Consider the following 21,482-nt stretch of genomic DNA (forward strand, 5'->3'; position numbering starts at 1 on the left):
GAAGCAGCTCGCCCTGTGCGACCTCGGCACCGACGGCTCGGATATTTTCGACCGCGCGCACCATGCGCACACCGAAATCGGCCTCGTACATGGCATAGGTGGGTCCAGGATACTGTGCGATTTTTTCGGCGCTCAGCCCCTTGAAGGCCTGTCCAGGAAGCCACACGTCCTCCAGGATGGCCGGGACGCCCTTGAACGAGAGAACCCTTCGGATCTGCATCACTGCGTCGCCCGGACGCAGGGCAAGAGCGCGGGCCACATCTGCAGCGGCACGGACCCGGCGGCAGTCGAGGATGCTGCGCTGGGCCGGGCCTTCGTCGTCAAGGTCGCCTGAATCCGGCATCAGCCGCAAGAAGCGGTACTGGACATGCTGCTCGGAATGCGTGGCAACAAAGGTGCCCTTGCCCTGGCGGCGCACCACCAGGTTTTCGGCTGCCAATTCATCGATCGCCTTGCGTACCGTGCCCTGGCTGACCCGAAATCGCGCGGACAACTCCATCTCGCTGGGAATGGCCTCGCCTGGCTTCCATTCGCCGGTTTGCAGGCTCTGCAGGATCAGACCCTTGATCTGCTGGTACAGCGGACTGAATGCCGGGGTTGCCGGCAAGGGCGCCGGCGCCCCTGCCGGGTCGGCGCTTTCAGCGGAAGAGGGCGAGGTCTGGGACATCAAGAGAGGGGTAAGGGATACGCCGGCACGGGTGCAAATCATATCTTATATAAGACATAAGACAAATTGACGCGAGCGGAAATCGAGGGTAAACTCTAAGGCTGTTCAACGGTGTCCAGGCCATGGGTGTGGATGCCGTCCACCTGTTTCAACAACCACGTCCTGGAGTTCCTGTCATGAGCAAAAAACCCGTCCGTGTCGCCGTCACCGGCGCAGCTGGTCAAATCGGTTACGCCCTCTTGTTCCGCATTGCATCGGGCGAAATGCTCGGCAAGGACCAGCCGGTCATCCTGCAGCTGCTGGAAATTCCGGACGAAAAAGCGCAGAACGCCCTCAAAGGCGTGATCATGGAGCTGGAAGATTGCGCTTTCCCACTGCTGGCCGGCATCGAAGCCCACTCCGACCCGATGACCGCCTTCAAGGACACCGACTACGCGCTGCTGGTCGGCGCCCGCCCGCGCGGCCCTGGCATGGAGCGCGCCGACTTGCTGGCAGCCAATGCCCAGATTTTCACTGCCCAGGGCAAGGCTCTGGACAAGGTCGCTTCGCGCAACGTCAAGGTCCTGGTCGTGGGCAACCCCGCCAACACCAACGCCTACATCGCCATGAAGTCGGCCCCCAGCCTGCCCGCCAAGAATTTCACCGCCATGCTGCGCCTGGATCACAACCGTGCGGCCTCGCAGATCGCCGCCAAGATCGGCTGCGCCGTGGGCGACATCGAAAAGCTGGCCGTGTGGGGCAACCATTCTCCGACCATGTACGCCGACTATCGCTTTGCCACTGTGAATGGCAAATCGGTCAAGGACACCATCAACGACCATGACTGGAACGCCAATGTGTTCCTGCCCACCGTCGGCAAGCGCGGCGCCGCCATCATCGCCGCCCGTGGCCTGTCGTCGGCGGCTTCGGCAGCCAACGCCGCCATCGATCACATGCGCGACTGGGCCCTGGGCACCAACGGCAAGTGGGTCACCATGGGCATCCCGTCCAAAGGGGACTACGGCATCCCGGCTGAAGTGATGTTCGGCTATCCCGTCACCTGCGAAGGCGGCGAGTACAAGATCGTCGAAGGCCTGCCCATTGACGCGTTCTCGCAGGAATGCATCAACAAGACCCTGGCCGAACTGCAGGGCGAGCAAGACGGCGTCAAGCACCTGCTGTAATTCGGCATCACCGCGTCCGTGAAGCATCCGCGCGAGATCCTGCTGGGCGCACAGGCTGCCGGGGGGCAACTCCCGGTCTGTGACCATTACAGCGGCGTGGAGGCGCGGATGCTCAAAAGCCTGCAACTCCAGTCCGAACTGGCCGAAGAGTTTGGCGCCTGCGTGTTCGATGTCACCTTGGATTGCGAGGACGGCGCGCCCGTGGGCGGCGAGGCGGACCATGCCGCCCTTGTCACCCGGATCGCCCTGGAGGCTGGAGTTGACGCCCGCGTGGCGGTGCGGGTGCATCCGGTGGACCACCCCGCCTTTGAGTCCGACATGGCCGTGATTGCAGGCCAGGCCGGCCATCGTCTCACCCACGTCATGGTTCCGAAGGTCGAGTCGCTGGACGATGTCCGGCGAGCCGAAACGGCGCTGGTGGCGGCGTCGGCGGACCATCTGCCTCTTCACGTCTTGATCGAGTCGCCAGCGGCGGTGCATCGTGCCTTCGAGATCGCAGCCCATCCCCGGGTGCAAAGCCTGAGCTTCGGGCTGATGGATTTCGTTTCCGCGCACGGGGGTGCGATCCCGGCACAGGCCATGTCGTCAAGCGGTCAGTTCACCCACCCACTCGTGGTGCGGGCCAAGCTGGAAATTGCCGCGGCCTGCCACGCCCACGGCAAGGTCCCGTCCCATTGCGTGGTGACCGAGTTGACCGATTCCGAAGCCTTGCGGGCGGCCGCCACCCGCGCCGCCCAGGAGCTGGGCTACACCCGCATGTGGAGCATTCATCCGGGGCAGATCCGCCCCATTCTGGATGCCTTTGCACCTCAGGAGCGCGACATCGAGCGAGCCAGCGCCATCATTGAAGCGGCGGCCTTGGCTGATTGGGCGCCGATTCGACACGACAATCAGCTGCACGACCGGGCCAGTTACCGCTACTACTGGCAGGTGATCGAGCGTGCCCACCAGACCGGTCGGCCATTGCCCGATACCATCCAGTCCTATTTTCTACACTGACTGACCCATCCATGAACGGAGTTCCCATGAAGCGTCTGCTTGCCTTGTCTCTGATCCTCTTGTCGCCCTCAGTGGTGCTGGCGCAGCCTGCGGGCGAAACGGCCAAGAAGCCGACCACGAAGACTGCAGCGAAAGCGCCCGCCAAAAAGACGGAAACCAGCAGCCGCACCCAGCTCAACAGTGCGGCAAATCAGGCGGCTGCGGGCATCCGTGCTGCCGATGTGGCGCTGACGCCGGCTGAGCTCGCCATCGCCGACCGAGTCCAAACCGGCAACCTGCCCTGTGAGCTCGGCGCTTCCGTCGTAGTGGAAGCCGATCCCAAGGCGCCGGGCTACTTCAGTGTGCGGGGCAAGGGTTTTGCCTATCGCATGCATCCGGTAGTCACCAGTACCGGAGCGATACGCCTGGAGGACCATCATGATGGTGGCGCAGTCTGGCTGCAACTGTCGAACAAGTCGATGCTGATGGACCAGAAGGCGGGCAAGCGGCTGGCCGACGAATGTGTCAGCCCGGCTCAGATCGCGGTGGCGGAGGCACTCAAGAAGAATCCGGCACCAAGCTTGCTTGACATGTCCAGTCCGGCCGGTTGCGGTAAGGAAAAGTGCTGATTCGATAGCAGAAAGAGACCCTTTGAGGCTGGATCAAGGGTAATTGGGCATTTGAACAAAATTGTTGTGATCTTTGGAGAATGAAATCATGTTGAAAGCTTATCGTGAACATGCCGCAGAGCGTGCGGCCTTGGGTATTCCGCCGCTTCCACTCGATGCGAAGCAGGTGGCCGACCTCATCGAGCTGATCAAGAACCCGCCGGCCGGTGAAGAGGCCTTCCTGATGGACCTGCTGACGCACCGCGTACCGCCCGGCGTGGACGATGCCGCCAAGGTCAAGGCCAGCTTCCTCGCTGCCGTGGCGCATGGTGACATTGCGGTGGGCCTGATCTCCAAAGCCAAGGCCACGGAGCTGCTCGGCACCATGGTGGGCGGTTACAACGTGCATCCTCTGATCGAACTGCTGGACGACGCCGAAGTGGCGGCCGTGGCCGGTGCGGCCCTGAAGAAGACCTTGCTGATGTTCGATTACTTCAACGACGTGGCGGAAAAGGCCAAGGCCGGCAACGTCACGGCCAAGGAAGTGATGCAAAGCTGGGCCGATGCCGAATGGTTTACCAGCCGCCCCGAAGTCGCGAAAAAGATCACCGTCACCGTGTTCAAGGTGCCCGGCGAGACCAACACCGACGACCTCTCGCCCGCCCCGGATGCCACCACGCGCCCTGACATCCCGATGCACTACCTTGCCATGCTGAAGAACACGCGTCCGGACGCGGCTTTCAGGCCTGAGGAAGACGGCAAGCGCGGCCCAATGCAGTTCATCGAGGATCTGAAAAAGAAGGGGCACCTGGTTGCCTACGTGGGCGATGTGGTGGGTACGGGCTCCAGCCGAAAATCCGCCACCAACAGCGTGATCTGGGCCACCGGCCAGGACATCCCGTTCGTGCCGAACAAGCGCTTCGGCGGCGTCACGCTAGGCGGCAAGATCGCTCCCATCTTCTTCAACACGCAGGAAGACTCTGGTTCGCTGCCGATCGAGGTGGATGTATCCAAGCTGGAAATGGGCGACGTGATCGATGTGCTGCCCTACGACGGCAAGCTGGTCAAGAACGGCGAGACCGTGGCCGAGTTCAAGCTCAAGAGCGACGTCCTGTTCGACGAAGTGCGCGCCGGCGGCCGCATCAACCTGATCATCGGCCGCTCCCTGACCGCAAAGGCGCGCGAATTCCTGGGCCTGCCCGCCTCCACGCTGTTCCGCCTGCCGAGCGTGCCTGCTGCGACCAAAGCAGGCTTCACGCTGGCGCAGAAGATGGTCGGCCGTGCCGTCGGGCTGCCTGAAGGCCAGGGCGTGCGCCCCGGCACCTATTGTGAGCCGCGCATGACCACCGTGGGCTCGCAGGACACCACCGGCCCGATGACCCGTGACGAGCTCAAGGATCTGGCCTGCCTGGGCTTCTCCGCCGATCTGGTGATGCAGTCCTTCTGCCACACCGCCGCCTATCCGAAACCGGTGGACGTCAAGACCCACCGCGAACTGCCCAAGTTCATCTCCAGCCGTGGTGGGGTGGCCTTGCGTCCGGGCGACGGCGTGATTCACAGCTGGCTCAACCGCCTGTTGCTGCCCGACACCGTGGGCACGGGCGGCGATTCGCACACGCGCTTCCCGATCGGCATTTCCTTCCCTGCGGGCTCCGGCCTGGTGGCCTTCGGTGCCGCCACGGGTGTCATGCCGCTGGACATGCCCGAGTCGGTGCTGGTGCGTTTCAAGGGCCAGATGCAACCCGGCGTCACGCTGCGTGACCTGGTGCACGCCATCCCGCTGTACGCCATCAAGGCCGGTCTGCTGACCGTGGCCAAGGCCGGCAAGAAGAACGTGTTCTCCGGCCGCATTCTGGAAATCGAAGGTCTGCCGGACCTGAAGGTAGAGCAGGCGTTCGAGCTGTCCGACGCATCGGCTGAGCGTTCCGCTGCGGGCTGCACCATCAAGCTCAACAAGGAGCCGGTGCAGGAGTACCTGAAGTCGAACGTCGTTCTGATGAAGAACATGATCGCCGACGGTTATGCCGACGCCAAGACGCTGGCCCGTCGTATCGAAAAGGTCGAAGCCTGGCTGGCCAAGCCCGAGTTGCTCGAAGCCGACAAGGACGCCGAATACGCCGCGGTGATCGAGATCGATCTGGCCGACATCAAGGAGCCGATCGTCTGTTGTCCGAACGACCCCGACGACGCCAAGTTCTTGTCCGAAGTCGCCGGCACCAAGATCGATGAGGCCTTCATCGGTTCGTGCATGACCAACATCGGCCACTTCCGGGCCGCGGCCAAGCTGCTGGGTGGCAGCCGCGACATTCCGGTCAAGCTGTGGGTCGCGCCGCCGACCAAGATGGACGAGAGCGAATTGATCAAGGAAGGCCACTACGCCAGCTTTGGCGCCGCTGGCGCCCGCACCGAAATGCCGGGCTGCTCGCTGTGCATGGGCAACCAGGCCCAGGTTCGCGAAGGCGCCACGGTGATCTCCACGTCCACCCGCAACTTTCCCAACCGCCTGGGCAAGAACACCAACGTGTTCCTGGGTTCGGCCGAGTTGGCCGCCATTGCGTCCAAGCTGGGCAAGATCCCGACGGTGGCCGAGTACCACGAAGCCATGGGCATCGTGAACAAGGATGGCGCGGCGATCTACAAGTACCTCAATTTCAACCAGATCGAGGAATACCTAGAGAACGCCAAGGCCGTGACCGCCTGAAGCCGCGCGCTGAAAGAAAAAGCCCCGCAGGCATGGAGGCCTGCGGGGCTTTTTCACGGGTGTTGTCGAACCCGGTTCAGGTGGCTTCGAGCTCGACTTCGATCCCGCTCAGAACGGCATTTCCTGACAGGGGATCGCGTTCGGTGTCGGCCAGCAAGGCATTGAGGTTGACCCCCGGGCGACGCCCGGCGAGGGTCAGCCGAATGCCCGGCGCATCGTGACCCCAGCCGTGCGGCAGGCTCACCACGCCCGGCATGACCTCGTCGGTGATGGTGACTTCAACCGTCAGCGACTCACCCTGCCCGTCGGGACGCCGTAACCGCGCCTGAGCGCCGGCGACGAGGGAATGCCGTGCGGCATCGTTCGGGTGGACCAGCAGGGTGCAGCGCATCGGACCTTTTTCCAGGGTGGGCAGGTTGTGCATCCAGCTGTTGTTGGAGCGTGCATCGCGCCGCCCGACGATCACCAGGGATGGAGCGCCTTCCTGCATGGAACGTTTCGCGTGCCCCAGTTCGGCCAGCAAATCGGAAGGCGCCAGGTCGATGCGTCCGGTGGGGGTGCGCAGGAGTTCGTGCAGACGGGGCATCAGGAAGCCGAGATCCAAGCCGTCCTCGGCCGCCTTGACTCGGGCCAGATCCAGCTGGTACGGCCCATGGCGCAGCGCCAGATCCAGCAGTCGCTCCGGCCCATGCAGGCCTGCGCTGGCCCGCAGGACGGCGGGCGCCTGGTCTCCAAACTGGCGCCGTACATCTTCGGCGAACAGTTGCTCGTCGATGGCGCGGGCATCGTGGGGCACTGCCAGCCCTTGCGCGATGGCGGCCAGGCGCAACAAGGTTTCCCACTCGGCGGGCTGTCCGGACGCACGCGCGAACACGGGCGCACTGAACCGCGCATGGTTCATCCACGACATCTGCGGGTAGGGCACGTCGTAGTGAAGATCCTCCAGGGGAGACGGACCGGGCAGGATGACATCCGCGTGGCGCGTGGTCTCGTTCAGGTAGATGTCCATGCTGACCATGAAATCCAGGCCGTCAAGGGCCCGCGCCAGCCGGGCGCCGTTGGGCGAAGACAGCACCGGGTTGGTGGCCAGGGTGATCAACGCGCGGACCTGGCCTTCGCCAGGTGTCTCGATCTCCTCAGCCAGGCAGGTGATCGGAACCTCGCCCATCACCTCGGGCGCCTGGCTGACGCGCGTCGCAAAACGTCCGGTCACCACGCCGCGGCCGCTGCCGGGCTTGCCCTGGGTGTTGGCGGCAAACGCGGCCGCCTTCGGAAACATCGTTCCGCCGGGTTGGTCCAGGTGGCCGGTCAGGATGTTCAGCACATCGATCAGCCAGGTGGAGAGGGTGCCGAAGCGCTGGGTGCAGGTGCCGATGCGGCCGTACAGCGCAGCGCGCGGCGTGCTGGCCAGTTCGGTCGCGAGGCGCTGAATGGTTTCAGCGTGCACCCCGCAGCGCGGGGACACGCGCGCCGGAGAGAAAGGGGCGACGGCCTCGCGCACCCGGTCGAGCCCGTCGACCAGTGCCGAGGCGGCCCCGCCGCTCACCAGCCCCTCGGCAAACAGGTGGTGCAGCATGCCTGCCAGCAGGAACGCATCGGATCCGGGCCGGATGAAATGGTGCTCGTCGGCCAGTGCTGCGGTTTCGCTGCGGCGCGGGTCGATCACGATCAGGCGCCCGCCACGGGCCTGCATCGCCCGGGCCTTGCCGCGGAAGTCGGGCACGGTCCACATGCTGCCGTTGCTGGCCACGGGGTTGGCGCCCAGCACCAGCAGCCAGTCCGTGCGCGCGATATCCGGCACCGGCACGCTCATCCAGTGGCCGTAGAGCAGGCCGCTGACCACGTGGCGTGGCATCTGGTCCAGCGTCGCAGCGCTGAAGATGTTGCGGGTGCCCAGCGCCTTCAGCAGGCGTGGGTAATAGAGCATCAGTCCCAGCTTGTGCGAGGTGGGGTTGCCGGCGACCACGCCGACGGCGTTGCGGCCATGCTGCGCTATCAGCGGGGGCAGGCGGCGCTCGATCTCGGCGAAGGCCTCGTCCCAACTCGCTTCATGGAACACGCCGTTGCGCTTGATCAGTGGGGCTCGCAGGCGGTCCGGGTCTTCGTGCAGATCCTTCAGCGCCACGCCCTTGGGACACAGGTAGCCGTGGCTGAAGATATCGCTCGCGTGGCCGCGCACGCGGATCACCTGGTCACCCTGGGTTTGCACCTCAAGTCCACAACAAGCCTCACAGAGGGGGCAGATGCGGTGGTGGGTCTGAAGGCTGGTCTCGCTCATGGGGCCTCATGCGGTGGGTAACGGGTCGCCCGCATGGTGCACGAGTCCCTGTGGGGTGACGATCACCGCGGTGACAGGTGGCGAGGCCAGGGCGCCGCGCAAGCGGGGCAGACTGGCCAGCGATCAGGCGCGTGCCAGCGGAGGCGAGGCCTGAGGTGCGAAAACCCGGGCGAGCAGGGCGCCCTCCGCGGGGCCGGCCACGGGAATCCACACCCGCATCGGACTGCCCGAGGCCACCTGGATGGATTCGCCTTCTAGGCTCTTCATCTGTTCCAGCACCGAGATGCGGTTGCCGGCCGGGTGGATGATCTCCAGCGTATCGCCCACCGCGAAGCGGTTCTTGGTTTCGACCTCGGCCCAGCCGTCTTTGGTCGACAGCACCTCGCCGACGAACTGGCTGTGGTGCGCCTCGGAGCTTCCGGTCTCGTAGTTCTGGTAGTCCTGCGCCGGCCGCCGCTCCAGGAAACCCGCGGTGTAGCCCCTGTTGGCCAGGCCTTCAAGTTCCGTGATCAGATTCGGGTTGAACGGCCGACCGGCCACGGCATCGTCGATGGCGCGGCGGTAGGTCTGCGCCGTGCGAGTGACGTAGTACTGGCTCTTGGTGCGGCCCTCGATCTTGAGGGAATCGACGCCGATCTTCACCAGCCGCTCGACATGTTCCACAGCCCGCAAATCTTTGCTGTTCATGATGTAGGTGCCGTGCTCGTCTTCCATGATCGGCATGAGCTGGCCGGGGCGCTCTTTCTCTTCGAGCAGGTAGACGCGGTCGGCCAGCGGATGCCGCGTGCCGCCGCCACAGGCGGAAAACGACTGCTCCGCTTCAAGCTGTGCCTCGGCAAAGTTGAAATCGCCCTCCAGCTTCACAGGCTGCACTTCGCCCGCATCGTTGTCGTCGCTACCGGCCTGCGGGGTGTAGTTCCATCGGCAGGCGTTGGTGCAGGTGCCCTGGTTCGGGTCCCGCCGGTTGAAATAGCCCGAGAGCAGGCAGCGCCCCGAGTAGGCGATGCACAGCGCGCCGTGCACGAAGACTTCCAGCTCAATGTCCGGGCATTCCTGGCGGATCTTCTCGATCTCCTCCAGGCTCAGTTCGCGCGACAAAATGATGCGCGCCACGCCCAAACGCTGCCAGAACTTCACCGCCATGTAGTTCACCGTGTTGGCCTGTACCGAGAGGTGGATCGCCACCTCGGGCCACTTCTCGCGCACCATCATGATCAGGCCCGGGTCGGCCATGATCAGCGCGTCGGGGCCCATCGCGATCACCGGCTCGATGTCGCGCATGTAGGTGCGCACCTTGTCGTTGTGCGGCAACAGGTTGCTGGTCAGGAAGAACTTCTTGCCCCGTGCGTGGGCCTCCGCGATGCCCTGGCCGATCTGCTCCAGCCTGAACTCGTTGTTGCGCGCGCGCAGGGAATAGCGCGGCTGGCCGGCGTACACGGCGTCCGCGCCAAAGTCGTAGGCGGCGCGCATCTTGGCCAGCGAGCCGGCGGGCAGGAGCAGTTCAGGGGTTTTCATGGGGGTCACGGTGGAATCAACCTTGCGCGCACGGCAGGCCGGGCGTGTTGCACCACTCGCTCCAGCTGCCCGCGTACAGGGCCGCGCGGCCCAGCCCGGCGATTTCCATGGCCAGCAGGTTGGGCACGGCGGTGACGCCGCTGCCGCAGTGGTGGACGACGGTTGCCGGGTCGCGGCCAGCCAGCAGCGCCTCGAATTCGGCTTTCAGCTCGGCTGGCGCCTTGAACCGGCCGTCGGGCCCGAGGTTCAGCCCGAACGGCCGGTTCAAGGCACCGGGAATGTGGCCGGCCACCGGGTCCAGCGGCTCCATTTCGCCGCGGAAGCGGGGGGTGGCTCGTGCATCGACGATCGTCTGGGCGGGGCGGCCCAGGTTGGCGGCCACGGTTGGCGTGGTGGCGAGCGTAGTCTTTTCAGCCGAAAGCGTGAAGTGACCGACTTCAGGCTTGGCCGGCGCGCCACTCTCCACCGCGCCACCGGCGGCTTCCCAGGCCTGCAGGCCACCGTCGAGCACGGCTACGGCCTCGTGGCCGGCCCATTTCAGCATCCACCACAGGCGCCCGCAGTAACTGGCGCCATTGCGGTCATAGACCACGGCCTGCATCGTGTTGTCAAAGCCGGTGTCGCGCAGCCACTCGGCAAACAGCTCGCGCCGCGGCAGGGGGTGCCGCCCGCCGTTGACGGCGTCAGCGGCACTTGGCGCGCTGAGGTTGCGGTCCAGGTGCGCCTGCATGGCACCGGCGATGTGAACCTGCGCGTAAAGGCGGTCGGCCGCCTCGGGATTCATCAGCTCAGAAGTGCAGTCAAACACCTTCAGCGGCGCGCCGCTGGCCCGCAGGGCCTGCAGCTGTTCAACGGAAATCAGGGTGGTGAACGGGGTCGATGGGGTGGGCATGGGTCAGTGCTCCTCGGCGGGCGGGTTGGGCAGGGCGCGCGAACGCAGGAAGGTGGCAGCGATGCCGCTGGCGATGATCAGCGCCATGCCGGCCCAGCCGATCGCCGGGATCTGGTCGCCGAACAGCACCATGCCAAACAGCGCGGCGAACACGATCCCAGAGTATTGCAGGTTGGCCACCACCAGCGTGGCGCCCTGGCTGTAGGCGCGGGTCATGCAGAGTTGCCCCAGGGCGGCCAGGACGCCGATCGGCAGCAACCACAAGGCCTGCGGCCAGACCCAGGCGCTGGTGCCGGTGAACAGCATGCCGATCGCGCCCGCCACCGTGGCGCCCACGGAGAAATACAGCACGGTGCGGGCCTCGGGCTCACCCACGCGGCCGAGCGCGGCGACCTGCAGGTACGCAAATGCGGCGCCCAGGCCCGAAAGCAGGCCGATCAGGCCGGCGAACAGCTGGTTTTGCTCGAGGGTGGGTCGCAGCGTCATGATCACGCCGGTGAAGCCGGCCATCACGGTCAGTACGATGGGGCCCTGGCGTCCGACGTCCTGGATGCGGCCCATGATCATCGTGCCGCCGACCAGAAAAGCCGCCACCCAGATGCCGCTCATGTAGTTCAGCGTCATGGCCGTGGCCAGCGGCAACTTGGCAATGGCGTAGAACCAGGCCGTCAGGGAGGCCACACCGACGATGCTGCGCCACACGTGCATCATTGGCACGGGGGTTTTGAGCGACACGCCCCGGACATGGCACCAGGTGGCCATGAAGACGATGCCGATGGCGCCGCGGTAGCACACCAACTCCACCAGGTTGAAGTGCGCCGAGGCGTACTTGATGCACACGCTCATCGTCGCGAAGAAAAGCGACGCCAGCACCATCCACAAGGCCTGCAAAACCGGTCCTTATGTATCAAATAGGCGCATTCCCGGCGCCAAATGGTCGATAGTCGCTATCAAACTTGCGTCTTCTCAAGGCCCATGACGCCGCGGTACCACTCGTGGAAATGCTGCATGCCGTCTTCCATCGGGCTCTGGTAGGGGCCAACCTCGTTGTCCCCGCGCTGCATCAGGGCGCGCCGGCCCGCATCCATGCGCTCGCCGATCTCGTCGTCCTCGATGCAGGTCTCCATGTAGGCGGCCTGCTGGGCTTCGACGAATTCTCGCTCGAAGGCAACGATTTCCTCGGGGTAGTAGAACTCCACCATGTTCAGCGTCTTCTGCGGCCCGATCGGGTGAAGCGTTGAAACGGTCAGCACATGCGGATACCACTCCACCATGATGTGCGGGTAGTAGGTGAGCCAGATCGCTCCGAACTTGGGCGCCGCGCCCTGGCGGTACTGCATCAGTTGCCGGTGCCAGCGCTCGTAGACCGGGCTGCCCGCCTTGCCCTGCCAGTTGGTCACACCAACGGTCTGCACCGAATACTCGGGCTTGAACTCCCAGCGCAGGTCGTCACAGGTGACCACGCTGCCCAGCCCAGGGTGGAAGGGGCCGACGTGGTAGTCCTCCAGATAGACCTCGATGAAGGTCTTCCAGTTGTAGTTGCACTCGTGCAGTTCCACGCGGTCGAGCGCGTAGCCGGTGAAATCGAGATCGGCGCGCGGACCCATGCCCGCCAGGTCGGCGGCGATGTCGCGGCCGTTGTCTTCGAACAGCAGGCCGTTCCACTCGCGCAGCTTGTAATTGTTCAGGTCCAGACAGGGATCGTGCGCGAAGTGGGGTGCCCCCAGCAACTGGCCGCCAGGCGCATAGGTCCAGCGGTGCAGCGGGCAGACGATGTTGCCCCCTGCGCTGCCCTTGGCGCTTTGGTGCAGAGAACCCCGACCCTTGAGCATGACCGCCTGGCGATGGCGGCAGACGTTGGAAATCAGCTCCACGCCCGAGGCGGTACGCACCAGGGCCCGACCTTCGCCTTCCTGCGGCAGTGCGTAGTAGTCACCCTCGGCGGGCACGGCGAGCTGGTGCCCGACATAGCGCGGACCTCGCTGGAAGATGTTGCGCAGCTCAAGCTGGTGCAAGGCTTCGTCAAAGTAGCTTGAAACTGGTAGTTGGCTTGCGGCCTGCTGCAGTTGAAGACTTAAATCAGACATGGGTGACCTGACCTAGAGACTCCCCCTATGAAGGGGCAGGATGGTAGGCGCCTGACCCCCTGGAGCAGGCGCTGAGGAAAGCCGGCTGCGCCGACTGAAAGAGCGCTGATTGTACCCTTCGGGGGCATTTCCGTGCGCAAATGGGGCACTCGCCCTAATCGGTCCCGTGCCAGGTCCGCCCCTTCGCGGGCAACCGCCTAAAATCACAGGTTTACTCTGCAACGATCCCATGCCCAAGGCCCCCGCAACAAAAGCCGCGCCCGAACAGCCTGTCAGCTACGAGGCAGCGCTGGAAGAGCTTGAGCAACTGGTTGCCCGCCTTGAGTCCGGACAATTGCCGCTTGAAGAACTGCTGACCGGCTACCAGCGGGGCGCTGAGCTGCTGAAGTTCTGCCGCGACCGGCTGGAAAAGGTCGAAAACCAGATCCGGGTGCTGGACGACGGGGTCATCAAGCCATGGACGCAGGCGTGAGCGCCGGATTTGATTTCCAGTCCTGGGCAGCGGAACAGGGCGCACGGGTTGAGCGTGCGCTGGCCGCCTGGGTCGCCGAGGACGCCCCTGCGGGCCTGGGCGAGGCCATGCGCTATGCGGTTCTCGATGGCGGCAAACGCCTGCGGCCCTTGCTGGTTCTGGCGGCCTCTGAATCGGTCAGCGAGGGCGTGGCGCAGGCCGGGCGTACTGCGATCGACCAGGCCGCCCTGCGTACCGCGTGTGCCGTCGAGTTGATTCACGCCTATTCGCTGGTGCATGACGACATGCCCTGCATGGACAACGACGTCCTGCGCCGTGGCAAGCCCACGGTGCATGTTCAATATGGCGAGGCGCTGGCGTTGCTGGCCGGAGATGCCCTGCAGGCGCTGGCGTTCGAGCTGTTGACACCGGACGAAGCCCTGTTCAGTGCCGCCGTTCAGGCGCGGCTGTGCCGGCTACTGGCGCGTGCGGCCGGACACGAAGGCATGGCGGGGGGGCAGGCCATCGACCTGGCCAGTGTGGGACAGGCGCTCACGGAAAACCAGTTGCGCCAGATGCACCGGCTCAAGACCGGAGCGCTGCTGCGCGGCAGCGTGATGATGGGCGCGGCCTGCCGCGAACCGGACGGTACGATCCATGCGGCAACCGGACAGGCGCTGTCACGCTTCGGTGACGCCATCGGGCTGGCGTTTCAGGTGGTCGACGACATCCTGGATGTCACGACCGACACGGCGATCCTCGGCAAGACCGCCGGCAAGGACGCAGCCGCCGACAAACCGACCTATGTGTCCGTGCTGGGCCTGGAGCGTTCCCGGGACTATGTCCAGGAGCTGTACGCCCAGGCGATGGCGGCACTGGACGCCAGCGGCCTTGCCGCTCCATCGACGCGGGCGCTGCGCGCGCTCGCAGGCGTGGTGGTGCACCGGGACAAGTAAGGGAAGAGGCACAAGAACATGACCAAGCTGCTTGAAACCATCAACGATCCGGCCGACCTGCGCCAGTTGCCGCGCGCCCAGTTGAAGGCGGTTGCCGACGAGCTGCGGGCGTGCGTGCTCGACAACGTGGCCCGCACCGGCGGCCATCTGAGCTCCAACCTCGGCACCGTCGAGCTCACCGTGGCGCTGCACTACGTTTTCAATACCCCGGATGACCGTCTGGTCTGGGACGTGGGCCACCAGACCTATCCGCACAAGATTCTGACCGGGCGCCGCGACCGCATGCCCACGCTGCGCCAGCTCGGTGGACTCAGCGGTTTCCCGCAGCGCGCCGAGAGCGAATACGACACGTTTGGCACGGCGCACTCGTCCACCAGCATCTCGGCTGCGCTGGGCATGGCCCTGGCGTCGCGCCAGAAGGGGGAGCAACGCCATTGCGTGGCCATCATCGGCGATGGCGCGATGACCGCCGGCATGGCTTTTGAGGCCCTCAACAATGCCGGCGTGGAGGATTGCAAGCTGCTGGTGATCCTGAACGACAACGACATGTCGATCAGTCCGCCGGTGGGTGCGCTGAATCGCTATCTGGCCCAGCTCATGAGCGGCCAGTTCTATTCGGCGGCAAAGAACGTCGGCAAGAACGTGCTGCGCGTGGCGCCGCCCCTGTTCGAGCTGGCCAAGCGGCTGGAAGAGCACGCCAAGGGCATGGTCTTGCCCGCGACGCTGTTCGAGAAGTTCGGCTTCAACTACGTGGGCCCGATCGACGGCCATGACCTGGAGTCGCTGATCCCGACGCTGGAGAACATCCGTCACCTCGACGGGCCGCAGTTCCTGCACGTGGTCACGAAAAAGGGGCAGGGGTACAAGCGGGCCGAGGCGGATCCCGTCGCCTATCATGGACCCGGCAAGTTCGACCCCGCGATCGGCCTGGTGCCGCCGGCGGCCACCCCCAAAACCACGTTCACCCAGGTCTTCGGTGAGTGGTTGTGCGACATGGCGGAGCAGGACACGCGGCTCGTCGGCATCACGCCGGCGATGCGTGAAGGCTCCGGCATGGTGGAGTTCGAGAAGCGCTTCCCCGCACGCTATTACGACGTAGGCATCGCCGAGCAGCATGCGGTCACTTTTGCGGCGGGTCTTGCTTGCGAGGGACTGAAGCCGGTGGTGGCGATCTATTCCACCTTCCTGCAGCGCGCCTACGACCAGCTGATCCACGATGTGGCGATCCAGAACCTGCCTGTCGTGTTTGCGCTGGATCGTTCCGGCCTCGTCGGTGCCGACGGCGCGACCCACGCCGGGGCCTACGACATTGCCTTCCTGCGCTGTATTCCGAACATGGCGCTGGCCTGCCCGGCCGATGAGCGCGAATGCCGCCAGTTGCTGTCCAGCGCGTTCGAGCAGGACGGTCCTGTGGCCGTGCGCTATCCGCGCGGGGCCGGCGCCGGGGTGGCCACCGAGCCGGGCCTGGCGGCCCTGCCGTTTGGCAAGGGAGAAATCCGCAGAGCCCGCGCGGGTGGACCGGACGGGTCCCGCAAGGGCATTGCCATCCTGGCATTCGGCACGCTGCTGTACCCGGCGCTGCAGGCGGCTGAGAAGCTGGGCGCGACGGTGGTCAACATGCGCTGGGTCAAGCCGCTGGATGTCGAGTTGCTGCTGAAGGTGGCCGCTGAACATGAAGCCCTGGTGACGGTGGAAGAGGGTGCCGTCATGGGCGGTGCCGGCAGTGCCGTCGGTGAGGCGCTGCAGGCGGCCGGGATCGTCATGCCCCTGCTGCAACTGGGGCTGCCGGATGTGTTCATCGAGCACGGCGATCCGGCCCGCTTGCTGGCGATGCAGGGGCTGGACGCGGCCGGCATCGAGGCGTCCATCGTTCGGCGTTTTGCGGGGATCATCGAAGCTGGGCGTCCGGCGCTGAAGGCCGTTGCCTGAATTCCGGCACGCGGCAACCGCTTGTCGTCGGAGCTGAATCGTTTTCACGGATGGCGTGAAAAGGGCTGCGCCCCAGGCACGACCTCTCTGCGCCAGATCAAGACCCGTGTTCGTAGCGTCGGTCGCGAGGGAAAACCCGCCCCGGCGGCGCATGGCAACTTCCTACAATGCCGGTTGACTTCCCGAGTCCCCGGGCTGCTTGGCGTGTCCGGGTTATTCAACAAAACGTAGGAGTTAGCCCATGGATCGTCGTTCCGTTATCAAACACGCCGGCATTGCCGGTGTTCTGGCCGCAGGTGCCGCACCTGCCGTGCATGCACAGGGCGCCACGCTGCGCTGGCGCCTCGCGTCCAGCTTCCCGAAGTCGCTGGACACCATCTATGGTGCCGAAGAAGTCTTCGCCAAGAAAGTCAGCGAGATGACGGGCGGCAAGTTCGTCATCACGACCCATGCGGGCGGCGAACTGATGCCTCCGTTCGGCGTGCTGGACGGCGTGTCCAATGGCACCGTGGAAATGGCCCACACCGCGCCGTACTACTTTTTTGGCAAGGATCCCACCTATGCGCTGGACTGCGCCGTTCCTTTTGGCCTGAACAGCCGCCAGATGACGGCCTGGATGTACGAAGGCAATGGCCTCAAGCTCATGCGTGAGTTCTATGCCAAGGTGGGCATCGTGAACTTCCCGATGGGCAACACCGGCGCGCAGATGGGCGGCTGGTACCGCAAGGAAATCAAGTCGGTGGCCGACCTCAAGGGTCTGAAGTTCCGCGTCGGCGGCTTCGGTGGCAAGGTGCTGGAGCGCCTGGGCACGGTGCCGCAGAACATTCCCGGCGGCGAAATCTACCAGGCGCTGGAGAAAGGCACGATCGACGCCGCCGAGTGGATCGGCCCCTACGATGACCAGAAACTGGGCTTCAACAAGGTGGCGCCGTTCTACTACTACCCCGGCTGGTGGGAAGGCGGCCCGCAATTGACGCTGTACGTCAACCAGAAGTCCTATGAGGGCCTGTCGAGCGAGTACAAGGCGATCATCGAGTGCGCGGCGGCTTATGCGCATACCGACATGCAGGCCAAGTACGACGTCAAGAACCCCATCGCGCTCAAGCAATTGGTGGGACAGGGCGTCAAGGTCCTGCCGTTCCCGAAGGACGTGATGGCCGCGGCCTTCAAGTCCGCCCAGGAGGTGTACGCGGAACTCAACGCGTCCAACCCGGCCTGGAAGAAGATCTACGACGACTGGTCCGTCTACCGTCGCGACGCGAACCTCTGGTTCCGTTTCCCCGAAGCGTCGTTCGACGACTTCATGCAGGCCCAGAAGCTGTGATGAGGCGCTGACCCGGCGATCGGGCAAGAAAAAACCCCGCCAAGGCGGGGTTTTTTTTGGCCCGGCACCTGGCGCCGGGTTCGGGTGGGTCAGGGCTTCTTGCCCTGATCTGACTTGATGGACTCCAGCAGGCCCTTCATCGGGTCTTCCTTGTCGCTGTCGGTCGTTGCCGGCGCGCTACCGTCCGCTCCTGCCGGCGCAGGGTCCGCCTTGGGTGCTTTCTCCATCTGCATCAGAACCTTGTCCGCATCGATGGTCGGGCCCTTGGTGGTGTTTGTGGAGACGATGCCCGGGAAAGCGATGATCAGGCCAACCATGATGATCTGGATCAGCACGAAGGGCACCGAGCCCCAGTAGATCTGCTCGATTGTGACCTTCTTGATGGGTTTCTTGGTGACCTTGTCGGTGTAGTCGTCCACCGGCGCCACGCTGCGCAGGTAGAACAGGGCGAAGCCGAACGGCGGGTGCATGAACGACGTCTGCATGTTCACCGCCAGCAGCACGCCGAACCACACCAGGTCGATGCCCATCTTCTCGGCCACGGGGCCGACCAGCGGGACAATGATGAAGGCCAGCTCGAAGAAGTCCAGGAAAAAGGCCAGCAGGAACACCAGAATGTTCACGACGATCAGGAAACCCAGCTGTCCGCCTGGCAGGCCGGTTAGCAGATGCTCCACCCAGACCGGGCCGTCCGCGCCCTGGAACGCCAGGCTGAACACCGTGGCGCCCACCAGGATGAACAGCACGAAGCACGACAGCTTCATGGTGGAGTCCATGGCCTGGCGAAGCAACTTGAAGTCGATGCGCCGACGGGCAATCGCCATCACCAGGGCGCCCATGGCGCCCATGGCGCCGCCTTCGGTCGGCGTGGCAATGCCCAGGAAGATCGTGCCCAGCACCAGGAAGATCAGCCCCAGCGGCGGGATCAGCACAAACGTCACCCGTTCGGCCATGCGGGAGAGCAGGCCGAGCTTCGTCGCTTTGTTCAGGACGGCGGCAAAGAAGGCCACACCGACGCCGACGCACATCGACACGACGATCTTTTCGTCCAGCGGGGTCCCTTCAGGGCGCGTCTTGGCAAAGGCGACCGCGGCGATGACCGACAGCACCGTCAAGATGCCCAGCGACCGCAGGCCGGAGGTGCCGTCGTCCTCGCGGATGGTGCGGGCCTCGGCCGGCAGCGCCGGGACGAAAGTTGGCTTGATCAGGCTGACCAGCAGGATGTAGCCGACGTACAGGCCGGTCAGCACGAAGCCGGGGACAAAGGCGCCGGCGTACAGGTCGCCCACGCTCTTGCCCAGCTGGTCGGCCAGGATGATCAGCACCAGCGAGGGCGGGATGATCTGCGCCAGCGTGCCCGAGGCAGCAATCACGCCGCTGGCCACCCGACGGTCATAGCCGTAGCGCAGCATGATGGGCAGCGAGATCAGGCCCATCGAGATCACCGATGCGGCCACGACACCCGTGGTGGCGGCCAGCATGGCGCCCACCAGAATCACCGCATAGGCCAGGCCGCCGCGGATCGGGCCGAACAGCTGGCCGATGGTGTCCAGCAAGTCCTCGGCCATGCCGGATCGCTCCAGGATCAGCCCCATGAACGTGAAGAAGGGAATGGCCAGCAAGGTGTCGTTCTGCATGATGCCGAACATGCGCAGCGGCAGGCTTTGCAGGAACGCGGGATTGATGGTGCCCAGCTCGATGCCGACGAAACCGAAGAACAGGCCGCAAGCCGCCAGCGAAAACGCCACCGGGTAGCCGAACAGCAGGAAGACGATCAGGGAGCCGAACATGATCGGCGCCAGGTTGGCAACAAGGAAGGCGGTCATTTCAGGGCTCCTGCCTGCGCCGCTTCACGCGCCGCGACTTCTTTCTGCAGCAGGAACTCGGCGAGTTCCTCTTCGGGTGTCTTGACCCCTTGTTTCTTCGTCGGATCGGGGATCAGCCCCTTGAGAAAGGCGATGCGCTTGATCAGTTCCGACACCCCCTGGATGCCCAGCAGCAACAAGCCCAGCGGTAGCAGCGCAAACACCGGCCAGCGGATCAGGCCGCCCGCGTTGGAAGACACCTCCTTGGTGACATAGGCGTTGATCACCAGTGGCATGGCCAGCTTGATGATCATGAAGATGAAAGGGAACAGGAACAGGCAGATTCCGATGACGTCGATCCAGATCTGCGTGCGCTTGGAAAAACGGCCCGAGATCACGTCGATGCGCACGTGCTCCTGGCGCATCATGGTGTAGCCGGCGGCCAGCAGGAAGACGGCGGCGAACAGGTACCACTGGATTTCCAGGAACGCGTTGGAGCCGATGTTGAAGGCTTTGCGGACCACCGCGTTCGTGGCGCTGATCAGCACGGCCGCCAGCACGAGCCAGGCGACCCAGCGACCGATGAACTCGGTGAAGCCGTCGATGCGTCGGGACAGGGATAACAGGAAAGGCATGGTGTCTCCGTCAATGTTGGCAGGGTGGCCGCAGGCAGCCGTCAAAATCCGCGCGAGTGTGACGCAGGATGGGCGATTCTATGGTCGATACCCTCGACCTGCGGCATGAAAAAACTTTGCGACCCGCTGAAAATTGTCTGAATCAGGGTAAACGCTAGGCGCGCAGCTTTTCGTCCGAACGCCGTGCAGCGCCGCCAATAATCGGATTTTGAACACAGGACGCCGCGTGCAGGAATCCACCGCTCACGATATCGATTCGCCCGCCATGCGCCAGGCAGGGCGCGACGGGCTGTCGCTCGCGCTCATCGACGCGCGCAACCACACACTGCGCCTGCTGGCGGCCCATGAAGCCACGGTCACGCAGGCGCCACCGGCGCCAGCCGCAACCGGGCACGCACCAGCGGTGTGGCTGGCCGGGCACGCCGGCTGGTTTGCCGAGTACTGGATCGCCCGCAACACGCTGCGCGCCCAGGGCAGCGCCTGCCCGCATCAGCCGCCGCGCCTGGCGTCCATCGAGCCCCACGCCGACATCTGGTGGGCGCAGCATGAGCCCTCCCAGGTGCCGGGCCCGGTGGGCTTGCCGGGATTCGCGGCCACCCGCGCCTGGCTTCTGGAAACCCTGGAGACCACGCTGGAGTTGCTGGAAAAGACGCCGGACAACGACGACGCCCTCTATTTCTACCGTCTGGCGCTGTTTCATGAAGACCAACTGGGTGAGCGGCTGGTGACGCTGGCCCAGACGCTCGGCGTGCCGCTGGGCTTGCCCGAGACGCAGACAGCCGCGGCGCGCGATCCGCTGGTCGTGCCGGCCGCGCGCTGGTCGCTCGGCTCTGCGCCAGGCGGGTTTGTGTTTGACAACGAGAAATGGGCCCATGCCGTGGCCGTGCCCGAATTCGAGATCGACGCGCAACCGGTGAGCTGGTCGCAGTACATCGAGTTCGTCGACGATGGCGGCTACGACCGGCCCGAACTATGGCATGCGGACGGCTGGGCCTGGCTGCAGGCGCAGGACGCGACCGGGGGGCGGCGCGGGCCGCGCCATGTGGATCAGATCGGCGTGGCGCGGTTCGGCGGGGCCGGCGCCGTTCTGCAGATGCGCTTCGGGCAGCCGGTCCGCGTGGCGGGGCATCACCTGGTGACCCATTGCAGCTGGTGGGAGGCGGATGCCTGGTGCCGCTGGGCGGGCCGGCGCCTGCCCGACGAGGCCGAGTGGGAGCTGGCCGCGCATGTCGCGGTGCGCCGCGGGTTTCGCTGGGGCGAGGTGCACGAATGGACCGCCAGCCGCCTCCAGCCCTATCCGGGCTTTTCGCCCAATCCGTGGGCGGACTATTCGATGCCGCACTTCGGGCGCGCGCGGGTGCAACGCGGCGCTTCGTGGGCGACGCGCTCACGCATGAAGCACCCGAAATTCCGGGGGTTCAGCCTGGCCGGGGACGATGAAGGCTTCTACGGATTCCGGTCCTGCGCAATCTGACCCCATGCAGGGGGTATCA

At 65.0% G+C, this 21,482-nt stretch carries 17 protein-coding genes; 9 read left to right on the forward strand and 8 right to left on the reverse strand.

Features of this window, described 5'->3' with window-relative positions:
- Positions 1-667: GntR family transcriptional regulator (locus ACMUOY_RS14645; RefSeq protein WP_413893472.1), on the reverse strand; the 667-nt coding region annotated here is incomplete at its 3' end.
- A gap of 176 nt (positions 668-843) precedes the next feature.
- On the opposite strand from ACMUOY_RS14645, the gene ACMUOY_RS14650 reads away from it, so the two are divergent.
- From ACMUOY_RS14650 to acnB, 4 genes are all read left to right on the forward strand, one after another.
- Positions 844-1,830 (forward strand): malate dehydrogenase, encoded by a 987-nt coding sequence (locus ACMUOY_RS14650; protein ID WP_413893473.1) that lies wholly within the window; start codon positions 844-846, stop codon positions 1,828-1,830.
- Positions 1,831-1,848: 18 nt separating this feature from the next.
- On the forward strand, positions 1,849-2,829 hold the full coding sequence (locus ACMUOY_RS14655; protein WP_413893474.1) for an HpcH/HpaI aldolase/citrate lyase family protein: 981 nt from the start codon (positions 1,849-1,851) through the stop codon (positions 2,827-2,829).
- A gap of 26 nt (positions 2,830-2,855) precedes the next feature.
- Positions 2,856-3,437, forward strand: coding sequence for a hypothetical protein (locus ACMUOY_RS14660; protein WP_413893475.1), 582 nt, complete (start codon positions 2,856-2,858; stop codon positions 3,435-3,437).
- A gap of 88 nt (positions 3,438-3,525) precedes the next feature.
- Complete coding sequence (gene acnB / locus ACMUOY_RS14665) at positions 3,526-6,117, forward strand: bifunctional aconitate hydratase 2/2-methylisocitrate dehydratase (protein WP_413893476.1); 2,592 nt, start codon at positions 3,526-3,528, stop codon at positions 6,115-6,117.
- A gap of 76 nt (positions 6,118-6,193) precedes the next feature.
- On the opposite strand, the gene ACMUOY_RS14670 is transcribed toward acnB, so the two are convergent.
- The 5 genes from ACMUOY_RS14670 to ACMUOY_RS14690 form a co-directional block, all read right to left on the reverse strand.
- Positions 6,194-8,395, reverse strand: a complete 2,202-nt coding sequence (locus ACMUOY_RS14670; protein WP_413893477.1) for a molybdopterin-dependent oxidoreductase — start codon at positions 8,393-8,395, stop codon at positions 6,194-6,196.
- A gap of 123 nt (positions 8,396-8,518) precedes the next feature.
- Positions 8,519-9,910, reverse strand: coding sequence for a peptidase U32 family protein (gene yegQ, locus ACMUOY_RS14675; RefSeq protein ID WP_413893478.1), 1,392 nt, complete (start codon positions 9,908-9,910; stop codon positions 8,519-8,521).
- A 16-nt stretch (positions 9,911-9,926) separates the two neighbouring features.
- Entirely contained in the window at positions 9,927-10,802 is an 876-nt protein-coding gene (locus ACMUOY_RS14680) for a sulfurtransferase (protein ID WP_413893479.1), read from the reverse strand.
- Between the two features lie 3 nt (positions 10,803-10,805).
- Entirely contained in the window at positions 10,806-11,693 is an 888-nt protein-coding gene (locus tag ACMUOY_RS14685) for a DMT family transporter (RefSeq protein ID WP_413893480.1), read from the reverse strand.
- Positions 11,694-11,752: 59 nt separating this feature from the next.
- Complete coding sequence (locus ACMUOY_RS14690; RefSeq protein ID WP_413893481.1) at positions 11,753-12,889, reverse strand: aromatic ring-hydroxylating oxygenase subunit alpha; 1,137 nt, start codon at positions 12,887-12,889, stop codon at positions 11,753-11,755.
- A 229-nt stretch (positions 12,890-13,118) separates the two neighbouring features.
- Between ACMUOY_RS14690 and ACMUOY_RS14695 the strand changes: the two genes are divergently transcribed.
- The 4 genes from ACMUOY_RS14695 (at position 13,119) to ACMUOY_RS14710 (ending at position 17,549) form a co-directional block, all read left to right on the forward strand.
- Positions 13,119-13,361, forward strand: coding sequence for an exodeoxyribonuclease VII small subunit (locus tag ACMUOY_RS14695; RefSeq protein WP_413893482.1), 243 nt, complete (start codon positions 13,119-13,121; stop codon positions 13,359-13,361).
- Positions 13,346-14,296 (forward strand): polyprenyl synthetase family protein, encoded by a 951-nt coding sequence (locus tag ACMUOY_RS14700; RefSeq protein WP_413893483.1) that lies wholly within the window; start codon positions 13,346-13,348, stop codon positions 14,294-14,296. The genes ACMUOY_RS14695 and ACMUOY_RS14700 overlap by 16 nt, the downstream gene beginning before the upstream one ends.
- Before the next feature lie 18 nt (positions 14,297-14,314).
- On the forward strand, positions 14,315-16,225 hold the full coding sequence (gene dxs / locus ACMUOY_RS14705) for a 1-deoxy-D-xylulose-5-phosphate synthase (protein WP_413893484.1): 1,911 nt from the start codon (positions 14,315-14,317) through the stop codon (positions 16,223-16,225).
- Positions 16,226-16,466: 241 nt separating this feature from the next.
- Positions 16,467-17,549: a TRAP transporter substrate-binding protein gene (locus ACMUOY_RS14710; RefSeq protein WP_413893485.1), complete on the forward strand. Its 1,083-nt coding sequence runs from the start codon at positions 16,467-16,469 to the stop codon at positions 17,547-17,549.
- Positions 17,550-17,638: 89 nt separating this feature from the next.
- Here ACMUOY_RS14710 and ACMUOY_RS14715 read toward each other — a convergent pair whose 3' ends face one another.
- Both ACMUOY_RS14715 and ACMUOY_RS14720 read right to left on the reverse strand, forming a co-directional pair.
- Positions 17,639-19,375, reverse strand: a complete 1,737-nt coding sequence (locus tag ACMUOY_RS14715) for a TRAP transporter large permease (RefSeq protein WP_413893486.1) — start codon at positions 19,373-19,375, stop codon at positions 17,639-17,641.
- The gene (locus tag ACMUOY_RS14720; protein WP_413893487.1) at positions 19,372-19,989 is read right to left on the reverse strand and encodes a TRAP transporter small permease subunit; all 618 of its coding nucleotides are present in this window, start codon (positions 19,987-19,989) and stop codon (positions 19,372-19,374) included. Before ACMUOY_RS14720 ends, ACMUOY_RS14715 begins: the two co-directional genes overlap by 4 nt.
- 265 nt (positions 19,990-20,254) lie before the next feature.
- Between ACMUOY_RS14720 and ACMUOY_RS14725 the strand changes: the two genes are divergently transcribed.
- The gene (locus ACMUOY_RS14725) at positions 20,255-21,463 is read left to right on the forward strand and encodes an SUMF1/EgtB/PvdO family nonheme iron enzyme (protein WP_413893527.1); all 1,209 of its coding nucleotides are present in this window, start codon (positions 20,255-20,257) and stop codon (positions 21,461-21,463) included.
- Positions 21,464-21,482: the final 19 nt, after the last annotated feature.

The sequence above is a fragment of the Candidatus Skiveiella danica genome, from assembly GCF_022705245.1.
Lineage (GTDB): Bacteria > Pseudomonadota > Gammaproteobacteria > Burkholderiales > Burkholderiaceae_C > Skiveiella > Skiveiella danica.

Coding starts and splice junctions, on each gene's coding strand:
- acnB (WP_413893476.1), top strand. CDS start 3,526: ATGTTGAAAGCTTATCGTGAACATGCCGCAGAGCGTGCGGCCTTGGGT.
- ACMUOY_RS14670 (WP_413893477.1), bottom strand. CDS start 8,395: ATGAGCGAGACCAGCCTTCAGACCCACCACCGCATCTGCCCCCTCTGT.
- ACMUOY_RS14695 (WP_413893482.1), top strand. CDS start 13,119: ATGCCCAAGGCCCCCGCAACAAAAGCCGCGCCCGAACAGCCTGTCAGC.
- ACMUOY_RS14690 (WP_413893481.1), bottom strand. CDS start 12,889: ATGTCTGATTTAAGTCTTCAACTGCAGCAGGCCGCAAGCCAACTACCA.
- dxs (WP_413893484.1), top strand. CDS start 14,315: ATGACCAAGCTGCTTGAAACCATCAACGATCCGGCCGACCTGCGCCAG.
- ACMUOY_RS14660 (WP_413893475.1), top strand. CDS start 2,856: ATGAAGCGTCTGCTTGCCTTGTCTCTGATCCTCTTGTCGCCCTCAGTG.
- ACMUOY_RS14725 (WP_413893527.1), top strand. CDS start 20,255: ATGCGCCAGGCAGGGCGCGACGGGCTGTCGCTCGCGCTCATCGACGCG.
- ACMUOY_RS14720 (WP_413893487.1), bottom strand. CDS start 19,989: ATGCCTTTCCTGTTATCCCTGTCCCGACGCATCGACGGCTTCACCGAG.
- ACMUOY_RS14680 (WP_413893479.1), bottom strand. CDS start 10,802: ATGCCCACCCCATCGACCCCGTTCACCACCCTGATTTCCGTTGAACAG.
- ACMUOY_RS14715 (WP_413893486.1), bottom strand. CDS start 19,375: ATGACCGCCTTCCTTGTTGCCAACCTGGCGCCGATCATGTTCGGCTCC.
- yegQ (WP_413893478.1), bottom strand. CDS start 9,910: ATGAAAACCCCTGAACTGCTCCTGCCCGCCGGCTCGCTGGCCAAGATG.
- ACMUOY_RS14650 (WP_413893473.1), top strand. CDS start 844: ATGAGCAAAAAACCCGTCCGTGTCGCCGTCACCGGCGCAGCTGGTCAA.
- ACMUOY_RS14700 (WP_413893483.1), top strand. CDS start 13,346: ATGGACGCAGGCGTGAGCGCCGGATTTGATTTCCAGTCCTGGGCAGCG.
- ACMUOY_RS14710 (WP_413893485.1), top strand. CDS start 16,467: ATGGATCGTCGTTCCGTTATCAAACACGCCGGCATTGCCGGTGTTCTG.